Origin of the sequence: [Clostridium] scindens, from assembly GCF_019597925.1 — a bacterium.
Classification (GTDB): domain Bacteria; phylum Bacillota; class Clostridia; order Lachnospirales; family Lachnospiraceae; genus Clostridium_AP.
Map to the genome: position 1 here is coordinate 3447270 of NZ_CP080442.1, position 17130 is coordinate 3464399.

Sequence of the window (17130 nt, forward strand, 5' to 3'; positions counted from 1 at the left end):
CACAAGATGCCTTGACACCCGCACGGCATGTATTAAGTTTCGCTTTTTTTATTATATCTCATTACCCGGGAAAAGACAAGAACAAAGACATCCTTAAGCTTCTTGGCATTTGTCCGCATCATACTCCTTGAAAAGGCCCTTATTCTCCCGCTTCACTTCATAGAGCGCCTGATCTGCTTCAAGAAGCAGGTCTTCCAGCAGCCGGCTTTGGCCCCGGGCATATGCCACGCCCCCTGAAGCCCTGATCTTGCGGATCACATCCTGCGTGATCACTGCCTCTTCTTCTCTAAGCTTTCTCCACAGTTCTTTCAGAATCTTCTGTATCTCGCTGATATCCTGGAATCCACAGATAAAGATGCAGAACTCGTCTCCGGATCTTCTGGATACGAGGCAGTGCTCCTGTGGCAGCCCCTTTAGCAAAGCTGCGAAACTCTCCAGATATTTATCGCCCACGTCATGTCCATACGTATCGTTGATCCGCTTGAATTCATCCAGATCCATCATCACAGCCGCACATATTTCATCCTTCTCCATCTGCTCCATCCACTGGGAAGCCTGATATTTAAAGTAAGCGTAACGCCTTAGTCCGGTCAGCTGGTCGTGATTGTTTTCATAGAACATCCTCCTCTTATCCAGCACTTCCTTCGTCGCGTCCAGGACGGCGCCAAGATAATGGCCGTCATCCACCGATAGATGGATGCGTATATATTTCTTATCATGGATACAGAATACATCCGGCTCGCCTTCAATCGGGCTCTTCATAATAGTGCGGATCATCTCAAGGAACTGGCCCGGACTTCTGGATATCCGCTCTACTTCCTCCTTCGGAAGATCAAGCAGTTCATTCAGGCGGGACGTCACAAACACATCCTTCATATCCTCCTGATATTCGAATGCCGCCAGCGGAATCTCCGCGATGTCGATAATCTTTGAAATGCGGTCCGTCGTCCTGACGATGCTATTGACCATGGTATTAATGCCATCGCTCAGATCCTGGAACTCCGGATTGCCGCCCACTTCCACCTTCGTGTCCAGATCCCCTTTGGTAATGTGGGACAGATCTTCCAGAATATGATGGATGCCGCTGACCACCTTCTGCTTTACCAGATAATTCAACAGGATAACCGCTATGACTTCCACGAGGGCAAGATACAGGAATGTCAGAAGGATGTTTCTCCAAAAAGGCTGGTACAGTACGGCTTCGGAGATGGACGCTCCGATCAGCACGTGGTCATACATCCTTGTAACAATATACCTTTTCTCTCCATTATCATCCTTCCAGTAGCCGCCATCTTCATACTTTTTCAGACTGCTTACGCTGTAGGTCTGCGCTTCGTCAGCCGCCTCCATGCCCTCGGTATATCCGATCACGGAACCGTCCTTCGTATCTATGGCAAAGAATTCCTCCCCCTGTTCGGTAGGAAATCTGGAAAATATGTAGTCATAGGTGTTCTTTTCCTGGGCTTCCAGCTGTCTTACCGGCTCTAAGCCTACCTGGACGATCCCCTTTATTCCTTTTCTGGAAACGCCTACATACTTCATCATCTTTCCTTCCGCCGTATTAGGCTGCGCCTCCTGGATGACATATTCGTCTTCGGCATCGCTTTCCAGTATGGGCAGGAATCCCCGCATCTGCTTTCCACCGTGAAAATCCAGTCCAATATACCGGGGTACGGAAGAATAGGCTATAATGCCCGCGCTGTCTGACACATGAAGTTCATCGACATTCAATAGTTCGGCCAGATTTTGAATTTCTTCCACGCTTTCCAAGACGCTTGGATTCTTCTCCACCACATAGGCAGCCGCCTTGGCGCGGGTCAGGTAATCTTCATCCAGGTTCTCGGTGATAGATTCTAGTTCAGACTGGTTGCGCTCCATCGTCTGGATCACCTGGCCAATCTTTACGCTGAAGGTGTTAAACTGCTGCTTCTCCAGACTTTTAGCAGATAGGAAGAAATTAATGACAAGAATAGACAGAACTGCGATTGATATGATGATTATCGTATATTTCTTAAATATCTTCTGCATATCCGCCCTCCTTCTGTCTATCTTGGATTCTTTTTTAAATTATACCACGCTTTTCATCCGGCATATAGGTTTTTCTAATATATTTCCAATATCCGGACAGGCAAAAAGCGGACAGCCAGAACTGTCCGCTTTTCTAGGCCTGCTATTCTATTGTAATACTCCAAAGGTTTACATATGACCTTCCAGGCCAAAGTCTTATAAGATCGCTTTTATACTGGAAGTCTTCCACGACTCCCTGCCTGGATGGAAGGGACGTCCATGGCTCGATGCAGATATAAGGCGCGTCCGTATTGGGCGCATGCCAGAGTCCAAGATAGGGCAGGTCCGGATAGGCTACCCTTACCTGCCGGCTTCCCTTATCAGACTTTAATGCGACCACGTCTGCCATATGCGCAAGCACGATCGCGTCATCGTCAAACAGATCGTGGCTCATCCTCAGGATTCGGCCATCTTCCAACGGGAATTCTTCATTCACGCCGCTTAAAAAGCAGGCCTTCGTATGCCCCACGCGCTCCGGGCGGCATTCTTTCGCGAATTCCAGATAGTAATCTTCAAAATCCAGGCCATTCTCCAGCGGAACCCGGAACCCCGGATGCCCTCCGATTCCAAAATACATCGTCTTATCTGAAAGATTCCGTACTTGGTACTCAATCCCGATCTTGTTTTTCTGCAGCGTATATGATACCTGCAATACAAAATGATAAGGATAGGATGCATACGTCTCCTGGCTGTCCCGCAGTTCCAAACTGATCTTTTCCTTCGTCTGCTCCGTCACCTGAAATGGAAGTTTCCGGGCGAACCCATGGATATCCATCTCATACTCCTGCCCATCCAGCCGATACTTGCCCTCCGTAAATCTTCCCACGAAGGGAAACAGAAGCGGCGCGCGCTCTGGCCAGTATTCTTCATTGCCGTCCCATAAGTACTGCGCGCCGTCCTTTTCAATTGCCTGCATCTGCGCGCCGCAGGAAGACACCAGCAAGCGAAGGCATCCGTTATCCAGCTGATATTCCATGTATGTGCCTCCTGACTATTTTGCCTGCGGATATTCGTTGCACAGCAGGCGGTATGGCGCTTCGTCCTCCTCGATCGCCGGGAAGCGTCCCACTTCTTTATTATAGAAGAAATTGTCATTGTCATCGTCGTTGCACATGGACACTTCGCCCAGAAGGACCGGGCCGCCGGTCTCTGGCACGATAAAGTCATGATACATATACGGCGTGATGGTGATGCTCTGTCCGGGCTTCAGAAGCACTTTTGTGCCCGCCGGAACCTGGCTGGTCTTTCCATCGGAGCATACGGTCACATCCGTATCCAGCATCCTCTCATCCGGCGTTCCGTTGTACACCGTAATATAGACATCATTGCCGCCTCTGTTGATGATGTCCTCCATCTTGCTGGCATGAAAATGCATTGCCGCCGTCTGTCCTTCATAGAGCATCAGAAGCTTCTCCGCATAAGTCTTCTTATATTTCTCCGGCATCTTCTGGTTGCCGTTACGGATCGTAAATAACGAGAATCCGACCTCATCGAACTTGCCAAGGCCAAAGTCCGTAATATCCCAGCCCAGCTTATTGTCACGGATCTCGTCGTATTCATGGCCGATGTCCTGCCACTCCTTTGCGGTCCATGCTGCAAAAGGCGGCATCTCAAACCCATGCTCCTTGATTAATCGCTCCATATCTTTTATAACTTGATTGATTCTTGAACGTTTCATAGTAATATTTCCTCCTCCATATATGCTCAAAAAGCAGAGTACGGATTATACCTTATATTCTGATAATATCATCTCTGGCTTGTCTGCCTGCGTAGTCTTGATCAATTCCTCATTCGTGACAAAGTTAAGAAGCGCGTCGATCACCGCGGTCTCATTCATATGAGCATACCCTTTATAGAAACTGAACGGTTCTTCCTTACCGGTAGAAAGGAGTACATAATCTGCAAGGTTCGACACCGGGGACTGGGCAAATGCCGTGATCGCTATGCTCTTAAGTCCTTTCTCTTTTCCCAGTTCCAGTCCCTGGATGACCTGTCTTGATGTTCCTGACTGCGATATGGCTATCAGAAGATCATCCTCGTCCGCCAGATTCACGTGATTCATGAAGTATTCTGCAGCAACATTGTATGTGCTCTTGATTCCCAGCCGTCCCAGCCTGAATCCCATATACTGGGCCAGAGGGCTCGTATTTCCTACGGCCATGATATGCGCCTCCTTGCAGGTCTTCAGAAGATTCACGCAGTTCCACATCACATCCGCGTCAATCCTTGAGCCGATGGCGAGCATCGTCTGCGCATACTCCTGGAACAGCTTCTCCACGGCATCCCTGCTTTCAGCCAGCGCCGAACTGCCATACTGCTTCTTCCCCAGATCCCTCGCAAGGGAAATGCGGAACTGGTAATATCCGGTATAGCCGATGTGATGGCACATCCTGACTACGGTCGCATCGCTTACCCCGCTTTGCTTCGCCAGCTCGGATACGTTAGAATCCACCGCTTTCTGCGGATTCTGCAATACAAAGTCCGCCACTTTCCTTTCCGCCGAAAAGATATGATCATACTGCTCTTTGATGACTTCGAGCACCTCTCTGTCCAGAATGTTCTTTTTACTCAACTTTGACACCTCAAATAATATGTATTAGTACAGAGCTGCCTTTCCATCTGCCTGGAATAATTCAATCTTATGGAATGCAACTTCTTTCATTGCTGCAATACATGGCGGCTGGATCGTATTAGGCTCTCTTAAGCCCTTGTCAGCTAGTACTTCTCTCATTTTATCATAATATGCCACTTTTATGTCACTTGAAATGTTAATTTTATTCACGCCCAGCGTTACGGACTGTCCGATCTCTGCATCCGGATTGTTGGAGCCTCCGTGAAGTACCAGCGGGATGGATACTTTTGACTTGATCTCTTTTAACAGATCCAGCTTCAGTTCTGGCTTCATTCCCTTTGGATAGATGCCATGGGATGTTCCGATAGCGATCGCCAGCGTATCAACGCCGGATGCCTCTACAAACTTAACGGCATCATCCGGGTTCGTATAGATGATCACATTCGCGCCTGCTTCCGCTTCCGCATCTGTGGATCCGATCGTTCCAAGCTCGCCTTCTACCGATACGTTTACTGCATGAGCCGCCTCTGCCACTTTCTTGCATGCTTCGATGTTCTCTTCGAACGGAAGGCTGGAGCCATCGATCATAACGGATGTGAATCCTGCCTGGATGGCGGTCATCACCTGCTCGAAGGATGCGCCGTGATCCAGATGAATGCAAACCGGAACCGTTGCCTTGTGCGCTTTCTCAATGATGGCTTTTACCATGTCTGTACCAATATGGCTTAACTCGTCAGGGTGAATCGCGATGATTACCGGCGCGTTCTTTTCCTCAGACGCTTCCATGATACCGTTAAACATAGAATAATCACTGATATTAAATGCAGGTACTGCAAAATTATTCTCGTTTGCTACCGCCAACAATTCCTTCATATTCATTAACATAATTCTCTTCCTCCATAAAATAATATTTTTTATACTTGCTATTCTAGACCTCAAAATAGGCCATGTCAACATTCTTATGAAATAAAATTTCTTTTTCTATCCTTTTTACAATAAAATTCTATTTCATACTCAAAAGCACATCTGCACTCCGCCCACAAAGGAATCACCAAGCCCAATGGTATACTTCGGCTTGTCGATATATTTGGACGGTACCAGCGTTACTTCCCCGGCAAATGGGCTGGCCTTCACCTTCTCATAGTTCTCTACGCCTTTTGGGCTTAGTTCAAAATCCAGCACTTCCCGGATCTGTTCCTTTGTGCCATACCAGCCGTTCTTAGCTTTGGCCGTGGCAAGCAGATTCCCATAGATGAGCCCTCTCTCAATATCTGCCTTTAAAGGATCGCCTACATACATGGAATAATCCTTGGTATGGACGATGACGCCCTTCTGGATTCCGAATTTTGCGCGGATGAATCTGGCACCTTCTACGCAGGAGATGATATCCTCGATGTCCACATCAAAGTCATACATTTCCTTCAGCGTATATTTCAGTTCTTCTTCGTTCAGGCTTACGATATCCACGCAGGAATACACGGTTTCCAGGCATAGTTTCCGGACGGCATAGTCATGGTAATGCGCATCCTCAAAAAATACGATTCCATCCGGATTCGCTTCTTTGTACTTCGCCACATGCCCTTTTACATATTCCAGATGCTCTTTTAGCACTTGCGGATCCAGCAGCGCGTTAAAGCTGGACAGCACGTTGCTGCTTATGACCGTCCCGTTGCGCTCAATCCATTCAAAATAGGGCTTTGAGAAGGGAACGAACTCATTCACGGTAATCTTCGTGATGATCAGCCTGTTCGAGCAGGGAATGACAGCCTCCTGGCCTCCCAGGCAGATCTTATCCCCTTTCTTGAACTGGATGATAAAATGAATCTCCTGCTCATTCGTCTGAATGACCTCATCCGTATGTATCAGCCTTCCATCCTGGGAAACCGCATAGATAGACGGAGATCTCAGGATCTGGCAGACTTCTTTGGAATCGTCCGTCAGATGGACGATCGACGGGCAGCTAAGCTGGGCCAGAGCCATGGCAGCCTGTACTGCCGTGCCTCCCATTCCATAGTCAAAATGAAAACTCTCTTCTACCAGTTTCGTATTCTTTACATCTGCCTCGCCCCCGATTCCGCGGATACAGTAATATACTACCGTCCCCAGAAGATCTTCCATCGTCTCTATCTCATCTGCCACCTTCATCTCGGACAGCACGCCGTCCGGCATATGCCGCTCCAGAAGCTCGTTTAGCCGCTCCACTTTAAAGTCACACAGCAGATCCAGATTACTGGTATAGCCCAGCGCCGTATAGCGCCCGTTTCTCGTCCGTTGACGCACGGTCTCATCAAGCGCGTCATATGCCTCCTGGTACTTCTGTTCCAACACCATCTTTCTCACCTCTTTTCTTTAGTCCATTAACGCAAAGGACCTGATCTTGCTTTTTACCACCTCTTTTGCTGCCGCTTCTGCCGGCCCCCACAGGTTCTGGCAGGAGTATCTGAATCCTTCCGACTGTACGGTCTTCACATAGGCTTCGCCCATGGCAACCTGGATATCCGTGCAGATGTTTACTTTGCGTATTCCCTGGCGGATCGCCTCCTGCACTTGTTCCATAGGCGTGCCCGAGCCTCCGTGGAGCACGATCGGACGGTCTACAGCCTTCCTAATATTACGCAGCCTTTCTATATTAAGCTTTGGCTCGAATGTATATTGCCCATGGGCAGTCCCAATGGATACTGCCAGCGCGTCTACCTGAGTCTCTAAAACGAATTTTCTGGCCTCTTCGGGATCCGTCTGCGCCGCTTCCGGCCCTTTTACGATGATATCCCCTTCTTCCCCTACCAGACGTCCCAGTTCCCCTTCCACCGTAACGCCAAATGGATGGGCGCGCCTTGCCACCTTGCGGGTGAGGGCGACATTCTCCTCATAAGGCAGTGCCGACGCGTCAATCATGACGGAAGAAAATCCTGCGTTGATCGCACGGTTGCAGTCTTCATATGTAGTGGCATGATCCAGATGGAGCACCACCGGTACTGCTGCGTCTTTGCTTGCCATATATGCAGTCTGCACCGTCTCCTCCATTCCGCCCATCCGGCCAATCTCCAGCATGCCGCATTGAAGGATGACCGGAACGTCCAGTTCTTGCGCAGCCTCTACGACAGCGCGGGCCACTTCAAAAGACCAGAATTCGAACGCGCCCAGCGCGATGCCCCTTTCATCCGCTATTTTCAATGCTTCTTTCATTGGTACAAAATTGGTTTTTAACATGATTGCTCTCCTTTAATGTTGTAAAATAACTGCCGTTTTATAGATACGCAGCTCTCAGTTATGCTATAATAGTACTAGTATTTTCGACATCCCTGGCATGACTTGAATTTATAATTCTATGAGAGGTACGATTCAATGATTTATGCAGAAGAACGTTATAATAACATCATGCGTCTGCTGACGGAAAAGGGACGCATCAGTTCCGCGGAACTATCTTCCGCCCTGAATATTTCCAGGGAGACGATCCGCCGTGATTTAAACCGTCTGGCCCAGGAGGGCCGCCTTGTCAAGACAAGAGGCGGGGCCATCCTTCCGGATGCCAGCCTGACAAGCCTGGACTTTCCATACACTGCCCGCGAGAAGGCTAACCGAACCGAAAAATCGGACTTATGCGCCTATGCCGCCAGATTTATTCAGGAGAGGGATACCATTTTTCTGGACAACAGTTCTACTGTTACGCATTTGATACGCTTCATCCCCAAGCAGTATCCGCTGAACCTTCTGGTTTACTCCATTCCTCTGCTGCTGACGCTCTCGAACATGCACAATCCTAACTGGAATGTGTTCAGCCTGGGCGGCATGCTCAGCTATACGACCATGTCTTCTACCCGGACGCTTGCACTATCCGCCCTGGATAATTTCATGCCCACTAAGGCATTTCTTTCTTGCCACAGCATTACGAAGGACCTCCATGCCACCGACAGCTATATGGAAGACGTGGAGCTTAAGCGCCGCGCCCTGGATATATCCGCGGAGACCTTCCTTCTGGCGGATGCCTCCAAACTGAACCACCCGGGAGTCATAAAGGTTGCATCCTCCGTCGAGTTTGACCATATTATCACCAACGAGAAGGCTGCGCCATTCTTTGTCAATGACCTAAGGGAAAACGGCTGTAACGTCCATCTTGCCCCTCATATCACGAAGTAAGAAGCCTTCCATGCTTTTCTACATAATCCAGTACTGTCTGAAAATCCGGCACACCGGTGCTGGCGCCCTTCTTAGAGATTCCATGGGCGGATACCGCGCTGGCAAAGCACCCGGCTTTCTCAAGATTCCAGCCTTGTAGATAGGCGCACAGGAATCCTCCCATAAAGCAGTCCCCCGCTCCGGTGGTGTCCATCACCCGGATTTCGGGATATGCCGGCAGCCTGACCTGTTCTTTAAAATCCGTCAGGATGCACCCTTCTTTTCCCAGCTTAATTCCAAAAATCTTTAACGGAAACTTTCGGAATTCCTCTATAATCCCATAGATGTCGGATCGCTGTGCCAAATAGGACGCCTCCTCATAACTTGGTATAAATATATCCGTCTCCTTAAGGGTCTTCTTAATCAGGTCCATCTTGCGCCTGGGGCCGCCGGTCAGTGTAATGCTGGCATCCATTGCCGTAATCTTTCCGCAGTCATGGGCCCTTCCAAACAGATCCGCGATCTCGTCATCCGTCATTCCCGGCATGGCAAGCGCGCTGCCAAAGAACACCATGTCCGCTTCTTTGATTGCCGCATCCGGTACATCCCTGCTTCTTAGCGTCTGGTTGATACTGTTTTCCACCAGGAAATGGCGTTCCCCGTCTGGCTCGATCAGAATATAGGATACGGCTGTATGGCGTCCTTCTACTTGTATCACGTCCTTGACATCCACCTGGTTCCTGTGAAGTTCTTCAAGCAGGAACCGGCCATTCATATCTTTGCCCACTCTTCCGACCAAGGCCGAGCGTACCCCAAGCCTTGACAGGACCACCGAGACTGTCAGGGCATCCCCGCCGGTACTCGGTGCGGAAGGCTCGATCTTGCTGTTGTCAATTGACAATATATTCTGCGGTACCGGCGAAAGCGGGATATCACAGAACATCATCCCCACCGACAATACTTTCATCTCTTCATCCCCTTTTTAAAAAAGCCCCGCAAAACCCAAAGCGCGACATGGGAGCCTTCCCCATCTTCTTTGCTGTTTTGCAGAGCCTTGCAATTTACGTAATTCGTATTAATTCTTTACTGATCCTGCTGTCATACCTGCAATGAAATATCTCTGGAAGAAGAGGAATAATACTAAGATCGGGAGCGAGCCCAATACGCTCATGGCCATCATCTGGCTCCACTCATACGCATGCTGTCCCATCAGCAGGTTGATTCCTACCGGTACCGTACGCATATTGTTCGTCTTAGTCAGTGCCAGCGCGAACAGATACTCGTTCCACGCCTGCATGAAGGTATACATTCCCACGGAGACCAGTCCCGGAACGGATGTTGGAACAAGGATCTTCCACAACGCCTTGAAGCGGGAGCCTCCGTCTATCATAACTGCCTCATCCAGTTCCTTCGGCAAGGTATTAAAATACCCTGTCGTCATCAGAATGGCATACGGCAGCGTAAATATCAGATACGTAAGAATCAATGCCCAATATGTATTGTACAGCTTGATCGTAACGATCAGGCTTAAGTACGGTATCAGCAGCGTAATCGGCGGGATTGCCTGTACTGCGACGATAATGGTATTGATCGTGCTTTTGCCCCGGAAGTTAAACCGGCTGAATGCATAAGAAGCAAGGATACCGATGACCAGGGTAATAACTACCACTGTAAGCGCGATCACATAACTATTTACAAAGAACCGGACCTTTTCCGGGTCGGTCAATACCGCCTTATAAGCATCCAGGCTGAAATTCTTAGAGATCCAAGTAGGCGGCCAGGCAAATATTTCCGAATTGGGCTTAAAGGAATTCAGGATCATCCACAGAATTGGAAAACCAGCGAATAACGCCCCGATTACCAACAATATAATGATTACGATCTTTACCCATAGTTTTTTCTTTCCAATCATATTTAATCCCTCGCTTTCTGCTGTCTAACATAGAAGATTGCTATGATTGTACATACAACAAGCAGAATTACCGCGCCGGCCGAGGCCATGGAGTACTGGTACTTCGTGAAGCCTTGTTTGTATATATACGTACTGATCGTCTCCGTCGCATTGATCGGCCCGCCTCCTGTGGTCATCCAGATTAATGCGAATTGCTGCAATGTCCATACAAAGTCCAGCATAAGAAGGCTGACCAAGATTGGCTTAAGCTGAGGGATCGTGATACGCGTAAATGTCTGTACTGCATTGGCTCCATCCAGGGCGGATGCCTCATACAGATCTGTGGATATTCCCTGAAGTCCGGCCAATATGCTGATCATATAGAAAGGATATCCGGACCATATATTAATAAGCGTAACCGCGAACAGCGCAAACTGTCTGGACCCCAGCCATTCAATATTCTGGCTGATCAGCCCTCCTGCCTGCAGCAGATAGTTTATGATGCCATTCGGGTTCATCATCATTTTCCACAATATTGCAATAACGGATGCCGTAAACATCCATGGCAGCGCATAGACACCCTGAAGATGCCCTTTGTCTTGTTCCCAAGGTAGCGCGTGTTCAGGAGCATCGCAAAAAACATGCCTATGACCAGATGCGCGATAATACTAATGATTACAAAATACAGCGTGTTCTTAATGGCAACCAGAAACGTTGGATCTGTCAATACCTTCGCAAAATTCTCTAAGCCAACGAAAGTTGGATTCTTGTTAATAATAACGTTATCAAAGAATGAATATCTGATAACCATGATAATCGGTATGATCAACAATATGAGCATAAGAATAATGGTTGGCAATAGATATACGTATGGCGTTACCTGCTTTTTAAAAATATCGGAACGTTTTCCTGCCGGTGTCGTCATAACTTTATTTTTTCCTTTCGTCAACTTATCTCAACCCCTTCATTTAGGATGTTAGGGCTGTACGCAGACACGTACAGCCCATATTTCTTTGTCACTTATGTTCTTTTTGCCGGTTCTTCTTACTCGAATGCAGGCTCCCAAATATCCTGGGTTGCTTTCAGCATATCTGCTGCAGAGGATGTATCTCCGTCAAGATACAGCTGTAACTGCTCGTCAAAACTTCTCATCAGGTCTTCAGATGTTGGAAGTCCCGTAAATTCGTTGATCGCGTGGCACTCCTGGAAGAGGTCGTATGCTTTCTGGAACAGTTCATCATTCTTAGAGTAGTCTGGCTCTGCCGTAGAGTTTCCTGGGAATGCATTTGCCAGTTCAGACAGTTTTGCATTTACTTCAGGACTCATAAGATACTCAACAAACTGCATTGCTTCTTCCTTGTTCTCGCAGTTGTCCGCAATACCGATTCCCCAGTTGGCAACATCCATTCCGCTCTCTCCGTCAAAACCTTCCATTACAGGAAGCTTCATGAAGTCAAAGTTCAGATCCGGCGCGCCTTCCTTGATGGTTGTAAGGTGGGATACGCCATCCGTCATGAATGCAACACGGCCATTGGTAAACTCTTCAACCATATCGGATTCCTTCATTGCATAAGCGCCTTCTGCGATCACGCCCTTGTCATTTAACTCTTTGACGAATTCAACCGTCTTTTCAAGGTCAGCATTACCTGTAAGGTTCGGCTTGCCATCCTCTAGCATGGAACCGCCGGATGCCCACAGCCAGCTCATGAACTGGTTCTGGATGCCGCTTGGAGACTCTGTTGACAATGGAATTGCCCATCCCGCGATGCTGCTGTCATATTTCTTAACAGCCTCGCATGCCGTGATGAACTCGTCCCATGTCGTAGGAACCTCATTCACGCCTGCCGCTTTGAGAATGTCCATGTTTACATACATTGGATATGCAAAATTAACTACCGGAATCATATATGTATTTCCTTCGTACTTAATCTGGTCTGACAACTGGCTGTCATCATATCCGTCTTTTTCCATCAGCTCGGTCAAGTTTGCGATGGAGCCTTGTTTTGCAAAATCGTATACCCAGGATCCGTCAAGGCCTACTACATCTGCCATGGTTCCTGCTGCCGCGCCTGCCGCGATCTGAGTCTTGGTATCCGCATATGGGTTGCTTAAGAGCTTGATGTTGATGCCCGTATCCTTGGTGAAATCCTTGCAGATATCATCCAGAGCGCCATCCGGAAGTTCAACTCCCCACCACTGCTGGAACTCAAGCGTTACGCCGTCTTTGCTGTCGCCGCCCTCGTCTTTTGAGTCTCCCTTTGAGCCACATGCCGCAAGTGATAATACCATTGCGCCGACAAGTGCTGCCGAAAGCATTTTCTTGACTGTTTTCTTTTTCATAATTGCTCCTCCTTTAAAGAAATTTTTTTTCAGCAATTGGGCAAGCCTGTTTTGTAATTCCTTTGTACAACCAGTTCATTTTGTCTAATATGACAATTTTTCCAGGCCTTTTTCCGCAATCACTTATGCCTTTTGTATAAATTCATTATAAAATAATATTTCATAATGTCAATAGTTTTTTGCTATTTCCACTAAAAACCATAAATTTGCACAACTTTTGCAACTCATATACATGCAAAAACACAAAAAGCCACGCTCTCGCGTAACTTTTTTTCATATATTTCTTAACCTGTCAATCCTTTTGCGCTGTAAAAGCAAATGTTATTTATATAAGCAACAAAAAAATACCAAGAATCAACAATTGTCAATTCTTGGTATTCTTATTCAGTGACTCCCAGGGGAATCGAACCCCTGATTCCAGCGTGAGAGGCTAGCGTCTTAACCGCTTGACCAGGGAGCCATCTCATATCGTACTTGCCTATTATAGCAAACAAATACAAAACAGGCAAGTACTTTTTACATATTTTTTCAACTTTTTTATCCGAATATCATGCTTGCATATCCCTGGATAAAAATGAACAGCACGATCACCGGAAGCACAAATGTAAGATAGATTCTTACTCCCCTGTTTTCCGGCACCTTCAGACCTTTTCCTGCATTGGCTTCCTTAATAAAGTTGTCCCATCCCCAGCCATATCTGGTCACGCAGAACAACAGGTACACCAGGGAGCCCAGAGGAAGCAGGTTATTGCTTACAAGGAAATCCTCCATATCCATAATGTTCTTGCCGCCGATCGTAAATCCTGCCCAGTCCGTCATTCCCAGAACGCACGGAATGCCAAGCAGAATCAGCAGCACGCCATTGATGGCAACCGACTTCTTCAAGGTCCATCCCCACAGATCACGTCCATACTGGATAATGTTCTGGAACACGGCAACGATCGTTGATAATGCGGCAAATGTCATGAAGAGGAAGAACAAGGTTCCCCACAGCCTTCCTCCCGCCATCTCGCGGAATACATTGGGAAGCGTCACGAACACCAGCCCCGGCCCTTGCCCCGGATTGACGCCGAACGCAAAGCATGCCGGGAAGATAATCAGGCCTGCCACGACTGCCACAAACGTATCGAGAGCAGTTATGCTTACCGCTTCGCCCGCAAGACTTCTCTCTTTGCCGATATAGCTTCCGAATATGGCAAGAGAGCCCGCGCCTACGCTGAGGGTAAAGAAGGCCTGTCCCATGGCGGCGAATACCGCTTCTTTGATTCCGCTTTCTGCCATCTTTCCAAAATCCGGAAGAAGATAGAACTTCAGTCCATCCATGGCTCCCGGAAGCGTTACGGCTCTTGCCACCAGCACGACCATGATTACAAGAAGGCTTGACATCATAATCTTCGTTATCAGTTCCACGCCCTTTTGAAGCCCCATGGAGCAGATCAGAAGGCCGATCGCAGAGATCAGGATCATCCAGAATAGCATCTCATTGCGGTCTCCGGTCAGCTGACCGAATATATTCTCTACCTGCTTCGTATCCGCCCCCTTAAAATCTCCCTTTGCCATCTTCACAAAGTAAGCCAGCATCCAGCCTCCGATGGTGGTATAAAACATCATCAAAAGGTAGTTGGCAGCCATAGAAAAATACCGGAATATATGCCACTTGCTCCCTTCCGGCTCCAATGCATTAAAGGACATGGCAGAACTTTTCTGGCTGCCTCTTCCTACCGAAAATTCCATAACTACTATCGGGAGTCCCAGAATCAGCAGGAAGAACAGATACATCAGCACGAATGCCCCTCCTCCATATTCTCCTGTTATGTACGGGAAACGCCATACATTTCCAAGCCCGATCGCACATCCTGCCGAGATCAGTATGAACCCCAGCCTGGAAGAAAACTTTTCTCTCTTTTCCATACTCTTATCCTTTTCTTACTCTATCATTTTTACAGATTCATCTTTGGCATCTTCCAGCAGTTCAGGATTGGACATCAGTTCCCTGATATGTTCTTCAGGAACCATAATCCGAAGCTGCCTGTTCAGGTTCTCAACCGTAACCTCATCGTGGGCGCCTCCAAATTCGCCGTCCAGCGTCCATGGAATCTCTTCCAGGGATTCAAAAGTAATGCGCCCGGTCTTGAAAGAATACATATGCTTGGTATCCACCTGCTCGATGAGAAGGGATGCCACGATCTCCTGCAGGGCAAGCGGATTCTTCGGCGTCTTAATCAATGTAACCTCGAACAGGCCGTCATCAAAGACCACCTGCTTGCCTATCATGTTGCGGAAGCCTCCTACTGACCGTGAGTTGGTCACCATTCCGAAGATGAATTCATCTTCCAGCGTCTCTCCATCGTGGGTCACCTTGATCCGGTAGGACGGCACATTGAACAGACGCTTTGTTCCCTCCAGCACATACGCCAGATGCCCCAGCACATTCTTCATCTCCTGCTTCGTCTGATAGGATACATCCGTAAAAAGGCCGAACGCCGCAATATACACGAAGATATCATCATTAAATTTTCCCACATCGCAGGGAAACAGCGTGCCATTCACCGCGTTATCCGCTGCCCGAAGAAGTCCTTTCGGGATATGCAGGCTATTGGCAAAATCGTTGGTCGTTCCTGTCGGGATATAGCCAATGGGATCCCGCTTGTCTCTCTGCATCATCCCGGTTACCACTTCGTCAATGGTCCCGTCCCCGCCGCTGCAGACTACCAGGTCATATTCATCCGAATCGTACTCTGACACCTTCCTGTATGCGTCCCGGTATGACTGGGTGGGATAGGCCACCACTTCATAGCCCGCCTTTACGAATATGTCAATAATATCCGATAATTTTGGCTTCAGAAGTTCCTTCCCCGCATGTGGATTATAGATAAACAGAAGACGTTTCATGATTCGTACCCCTCTTTCTTCCAAGTTCTTTTTTCCTATATCATAAAAAGGGCATCCCCATGCCCTTTATACGTTGCTTGATTATGTATTATTTCCGGGTAGTCAGGAAACCTTCTACTCCGGCAACCGCCTCTTTTTCATCTTTTCCCTCTGCTACTACAGTGATGTCCTCGCCTTCCTGCAGGCTCAGGCTCATCATCCCCATAATACTCTTCGCATTAATCTTCTTATCCTCCATCTCAATGTATACCTGGCTTGCATACTGGCTCGCTTCCTGTACCAGATGCGCAACCGGACGGTCTTCCATTGCCATGTTCTTTTTAATAGTAACAGGTTTCTTAATCATAACGAATTGCTCCTCCTTACTGTTCCCTTAACTTTTCTGCTATTTCACTTAATTTCCTTAGTCGGTGGTTCACTCCGGATTTCCCTATCGGATTCTCCAGAAGCCCTCCAAGCTCCTTCAACGTTGCATCCGGATATGTCAGACGCGTAAGGGCGACGTCTTTTAATCCATCAGGCAACTTGTCAAAACCGATGTTGTCTCTTATATATATGATATCCTCCATCTGCCTGACCGAGGCAGAGACGGTTTTGTTAATATTGGCCGTCTCGCAGTTGACCTTGCGGTTGACGGTATTGCGCATCTCTTTCATGATCCTGACATTTTCCAGTTCCAGCAAGGCCACATGGGCCTCCATGATGTTCAATATGTCTACGATCTGCGATCCTTCCTTTAAATATACCACATAGGATTTCTTCCGCTTGACAATCTTGGCATCCATCTCGAAACTGTTGATCATATTCCTTAAATACTCCGCCTGCTTAAGAGTCCCGCATACAATCTCAAAATGATAGGACTTATCCGGATCGCTCATGGAACCGGAGGCGATAAATGCGCCGCGGATATATGCGCGCTTGCAGCATACGGCCTGTACAATGACATTCTCCACCGCCAGAAGTTCTTCCCCCTTGGCGCGGATATAATAACTGCAGCTTCCTTTGGCTGTATTCCTGCGAATCGCGATATCAGTACTTATATTAAATGTTTTTCCCAATAATGTAAAGCATTTTCTTGCAACTCCATCATTTTCCGTGTGAAGTTTCAATATGCAGCGCCCATAGCCATCTTTCTCAAAAGAGCCCGACATATGGACAAGCGCAGACAGTTCCGCAAGATTGCAGTGTCTTGCCTTTGCGTAATGCTGTGCTAGTTCTTCCTTTATCTTACCCGAAAATGACATCTTACGCT

The 17130-nt window shown here is 47.9% G+C and carries 17 protein-coding genes and 1 tRNA gene; 1 reads left to right on the forward strand and 17 read right to left on the reverse strand.

The annotated features are described in order from the left end of the window. Positions 1-93: 93 nt before the first annotated feature. The 7 genes from K0036_RS16615 to K0036_RS16645 form a co-directional block, all read right to left on the reverse strand. Positions 94-2028: a sensor domain-containing diguanylate cyclase gene (locus K0036_RS16615; protein WP_220430216.1), complete on the reverse strand. Its 1935-nt coding sequence runs from the start codon at positions 2026-2028 to the stop codon at positions 94-96. Positions 2029-2170: 142 nt separating this feature from the next. Next, positions 2171-3043: an aldose 1-epimerase family protein gene (locus K0036_RS16620; protein ID WP_220430217.1), complete on the reverse strand. Its 873-nt coding sequence runs from the start codon at positions 3041-3043 to the stop codon at positions 2171-2173. A gap of 15 nt (positions 3044-3058) precedes the next feature. Further along, a complete protein-coding gene (locus tag K0036_RS16625; protein WP_220430218.1) occupies positions 3059-3745 on the reverse strand; it encodes a D-lyxose/D-mannose family sugar isomerase in 687 nt (228 codons plus the stop codon). A 45-nt stretch (positions 3746-3790) separates the two neighbouring features. Next, a complete protein-coding gene (locus tag K0036_RS16630; RefSeq protein WP_081724511.1) occupies positions 3791-4648 on the reverse strand; it encodes a MurR/RpiR family transcriptional regulator in 858 nt (285 codons plus the stop codon). A gap of 15 nt (positions 4649-4663) precedes the next feature. Beyond that, entirely contained in the window at positions 4664-5524 is an 861-nt protein-coding gene (locus tag K0036_RS16635; protein ID WP_220430219.1) for a ketose-bisphosphate aldolase, read from the reverse strand. Positions 5525-5653: 129 nt separating this feature from the next. Then, entirely contained in the window at positions 5654-6970 is a 1317-nt protein-coding gene (locus tag K0036_RS16640) for an ADP-dependent glucokinase/phosphofructokinase (RefSeq protein WP_220430220.1), read from the reverse strand. An 18-nt stretch (positions 6971-6988) separates the two neighbouring features. Continuing rightward, complete coding sequence (locus K0036_RS16645) at positions 6989-7849, reverse strand: class II fructose-bisphosphate aldolase (protein ID WP_025641978.1); 861 nt, start codon at positions 7847-7849, stop codon at positions 6989-6991. 135 nt (positions 7850-7984) lie between these two features. Here K0036_RS16645 and K0036_RS16650 point away from each other — a divergent pair, with 135 nt between their 5' ends. Then, complete coding sequence (locus tag K0036_RS16650; protein WP_025641976.1) at positions 7985-8776, forward strand: DeoR/GlpR family DNA-binding transcription regulator; 792 nt, start codon at positions 7985-7987, stop codon at positions 8774-8776. Here the strand turns inward: K0036_RS16650 and K0036_RS16655 are convergent. The 10 genes from K0036_RS16655 to whiA all read right to left on the reverse strand — a co-directional run bounded on the left by K0036_RS16655 (position 8766) and on the right by whiA (position 17122). Continuing rightward, positions 8766-9722, reverse strand: coding sequence for a carbohydrate kinase family protein (locus tag K0036_RS16655; protein ID WP_259283333.1), 957 nt, complete (start codon positions 9720-9722; stop codon positions 8766-8768). The two genes, K0036_RS16650 and K0036_RS16655, sit on opposite strands and share 11 nt — an antisense overlap. Before the next feature lie 108 nt (positions 9723-9830). Beyond that, positions 9831-10667, reverse strand: a complete 837-nt coding sequence (locus K0036_RS16660; RefSeq protein WP_009248242.1) for a carbohydrate ABC transporter permease — start codon at positions 10665-10667, stop codon at positions 9831-9833. Positions 10668-10669: 2 nt separating this feature from the next. Further along, entirely contained in the window at positions 10670-11170 is a 501-nt protein-coding gene (locus K0036_RS19220; RefSeq protein WP_259283334.1) for a carbohydrate ABC transporter permease, read from the reverse strand. After that, on the reverse strand, positions 11167-11595 hold the full coding sequence (locus K0036_RS19225; protein WP_259283335.1) for a carbohydrate ABC transporter permease: 429 nt from the start codon (positions 11593-11595) through the stop codon (positions 11167-11169). The genes K0036_RS19220 and K0036_RS19225 overlap by 4 nt, the downstream gene beginning before the upstream one ends. 95 nt (positions 11596-11690) lie before the next feature. After that, positions 11691-12986: an ABC transporter substrate-binding protein gene (locus K0036_RS16670; protein ID WP_220430221.1), complete on the reverse strand. Its 1296-nt coding sequence runs from the start codon at positions 12984-12986 to the stop codon at positions 11691-11693. Positions 12987-13374: 388 nt separating this feature from the next. Further along, positions 13375-13446 (reverse strand) — tRNA-Glu (locus K0036_RS16675). A 77-nt stretch (positions 13447-13523) separates the two neighbouring features. Beyond that, entirely contained in the window at positions 13524-14897 is a 1374-nt protein-coding gene (locus tag K0036_RS16680; RefSeq protein ID WP_025641965.1) for a sodium-dependent transporter, read from the reverse strand. A 15-nt stretch (positions 14898-14912) separates the two neighbouring features. After that, positions 14913-15878: a diacylglycerol/lipid kinase family protein gene (locus tag K0036_RS16685; RefSeq protein WP_025641963.1), complete on the reverse strand. Its 966-nt coding sequence runs from the start codon at positions 15876-15878 to the stop codon at positions 14913-14915. Between the two features lie 88 nt (positions 15879-15966). Beyond that, positions 15967-16224, reverse strand: coding sequence for an HPr family phosphocarrier protein (locus K0036_RS16690; RefSeq protein WP_004607518.1), 258 nt, complete (start codon positions 16222-16224; stop codon positions 15967-15969). A gap of 16 nt (positions 16225-16240) precedes the next feature. Continuing rightward, on the reverse strand, positions 16241-17122 hold the full coding sequence (whiA, locus tag K0036_RS16695; RefSeq protein ID WP_025641961.1) for a DNA-binding protein WhiA: 882 nt from the start codon (positions 17120-17122) through the stop codon (positions 16241-16243). Positions 17123-17130 lie beyond the last annotated feature (8 nt).

Coding starts and splice junctions, on each gene's coding strand:
- K0036_RS16615 (WP_220430216.1), bottom strand. CDS start 2,028: ATGCAGAAGATATTTAAGAAATATACGATAATCATCATATCAATCGCA.
- K0036_RS16620 (WP_220430217.1), bottom strand. CDS start 3,043: ATGGAATATCAGCTGGATAACGGATGCCTTCGCTTGCTGGTGTCTTCC.
- K0036_RS16625 (WP_220430218.1), bottom strand. CDS start 3,745: ATGAAACGTTCAAGAATCAATCAAGTTATAAAAGATATGGAGCGATTA.
- K0036_RS16635 (WP_220430219.1), bottom strand. CDS start 5,524: ATGTTAATGAATATGAAGGAATTGTTGGCGGTAGCAAACGAGAATAAT.
- K0036_RS16640 (WP_220430220.1), bottom strand. CDS start 6,970: ATGGTGTTGGAACAGAAGTACCAGGAGGCATATGACGCGCTTGATGAG.
- K0036_RS16645 (WP_025641978.1), bottom strand. CDS start 7,849: ATGTTAAAAACCAATTTTGTACCAATGAAAGAAGCATTGAAAATAGCG.
- K0036_RS16650 (WP_025641976.1), top strand. CDS start 7,985: ATGATTTATGCAGAAGAACGTTATAATAACATCATGCGTCTGCTGACG.
- K0036_RS16655 (WP_259283333.1), bottom strand. CDS start 9,722: ATGAAAGTATTGTCGGTGGGGATGATGTTCTGTGATATCCCGCTTTCG.
- K0036_RS16660 (WP_009248242.1), bottom strand. CDS start 10,667: ATGATTGGAAAGAAAAAACTATGGGTAAAGATCGTAATCATTATATTG.
- K0036_RS19220 (WP_259283334.1), bottom strand. CDS start 11,170: ATGATGATGAACCCGAATGGCATCATAAACTATCTGCTGCAGGCAGGA.
- K0036_RS16670 (WP_220430221.1), bottom strand. CDS start 12,986: ATGAAAAAGAAAACAGTCAAGAAAATGCTTTCGGCAGCACTTGTCGGC.
- K0036_RS16680 (WP_025641965.1), bottom strand. CDS start 14,897: ATGGAAAAGAGAGAAAAGTTTTCTTCCAGGCTGGGGTTCATACTGATC.
- K0036_RS16685 (WP_025641963.1), bottom strand. CDS start 15,878: ATGAAACGTCTTCTGTTTATCTATAATCCACATGCGGGGAAGGAACTT.
- K0036_RS16690 (WP_004607518.1), bottom strand. CDS start 16,224: ATGATTAAGAAACCTGTTACTATTAAAAAGAACATGGCAATGGAAGAC.
- whiA (WP_025641961.1), bottom strand. CDS start 17,122: ATGTCATTTTCGGGTAAGATAAAGGAAGAACTAGCACAGCATTACGCA.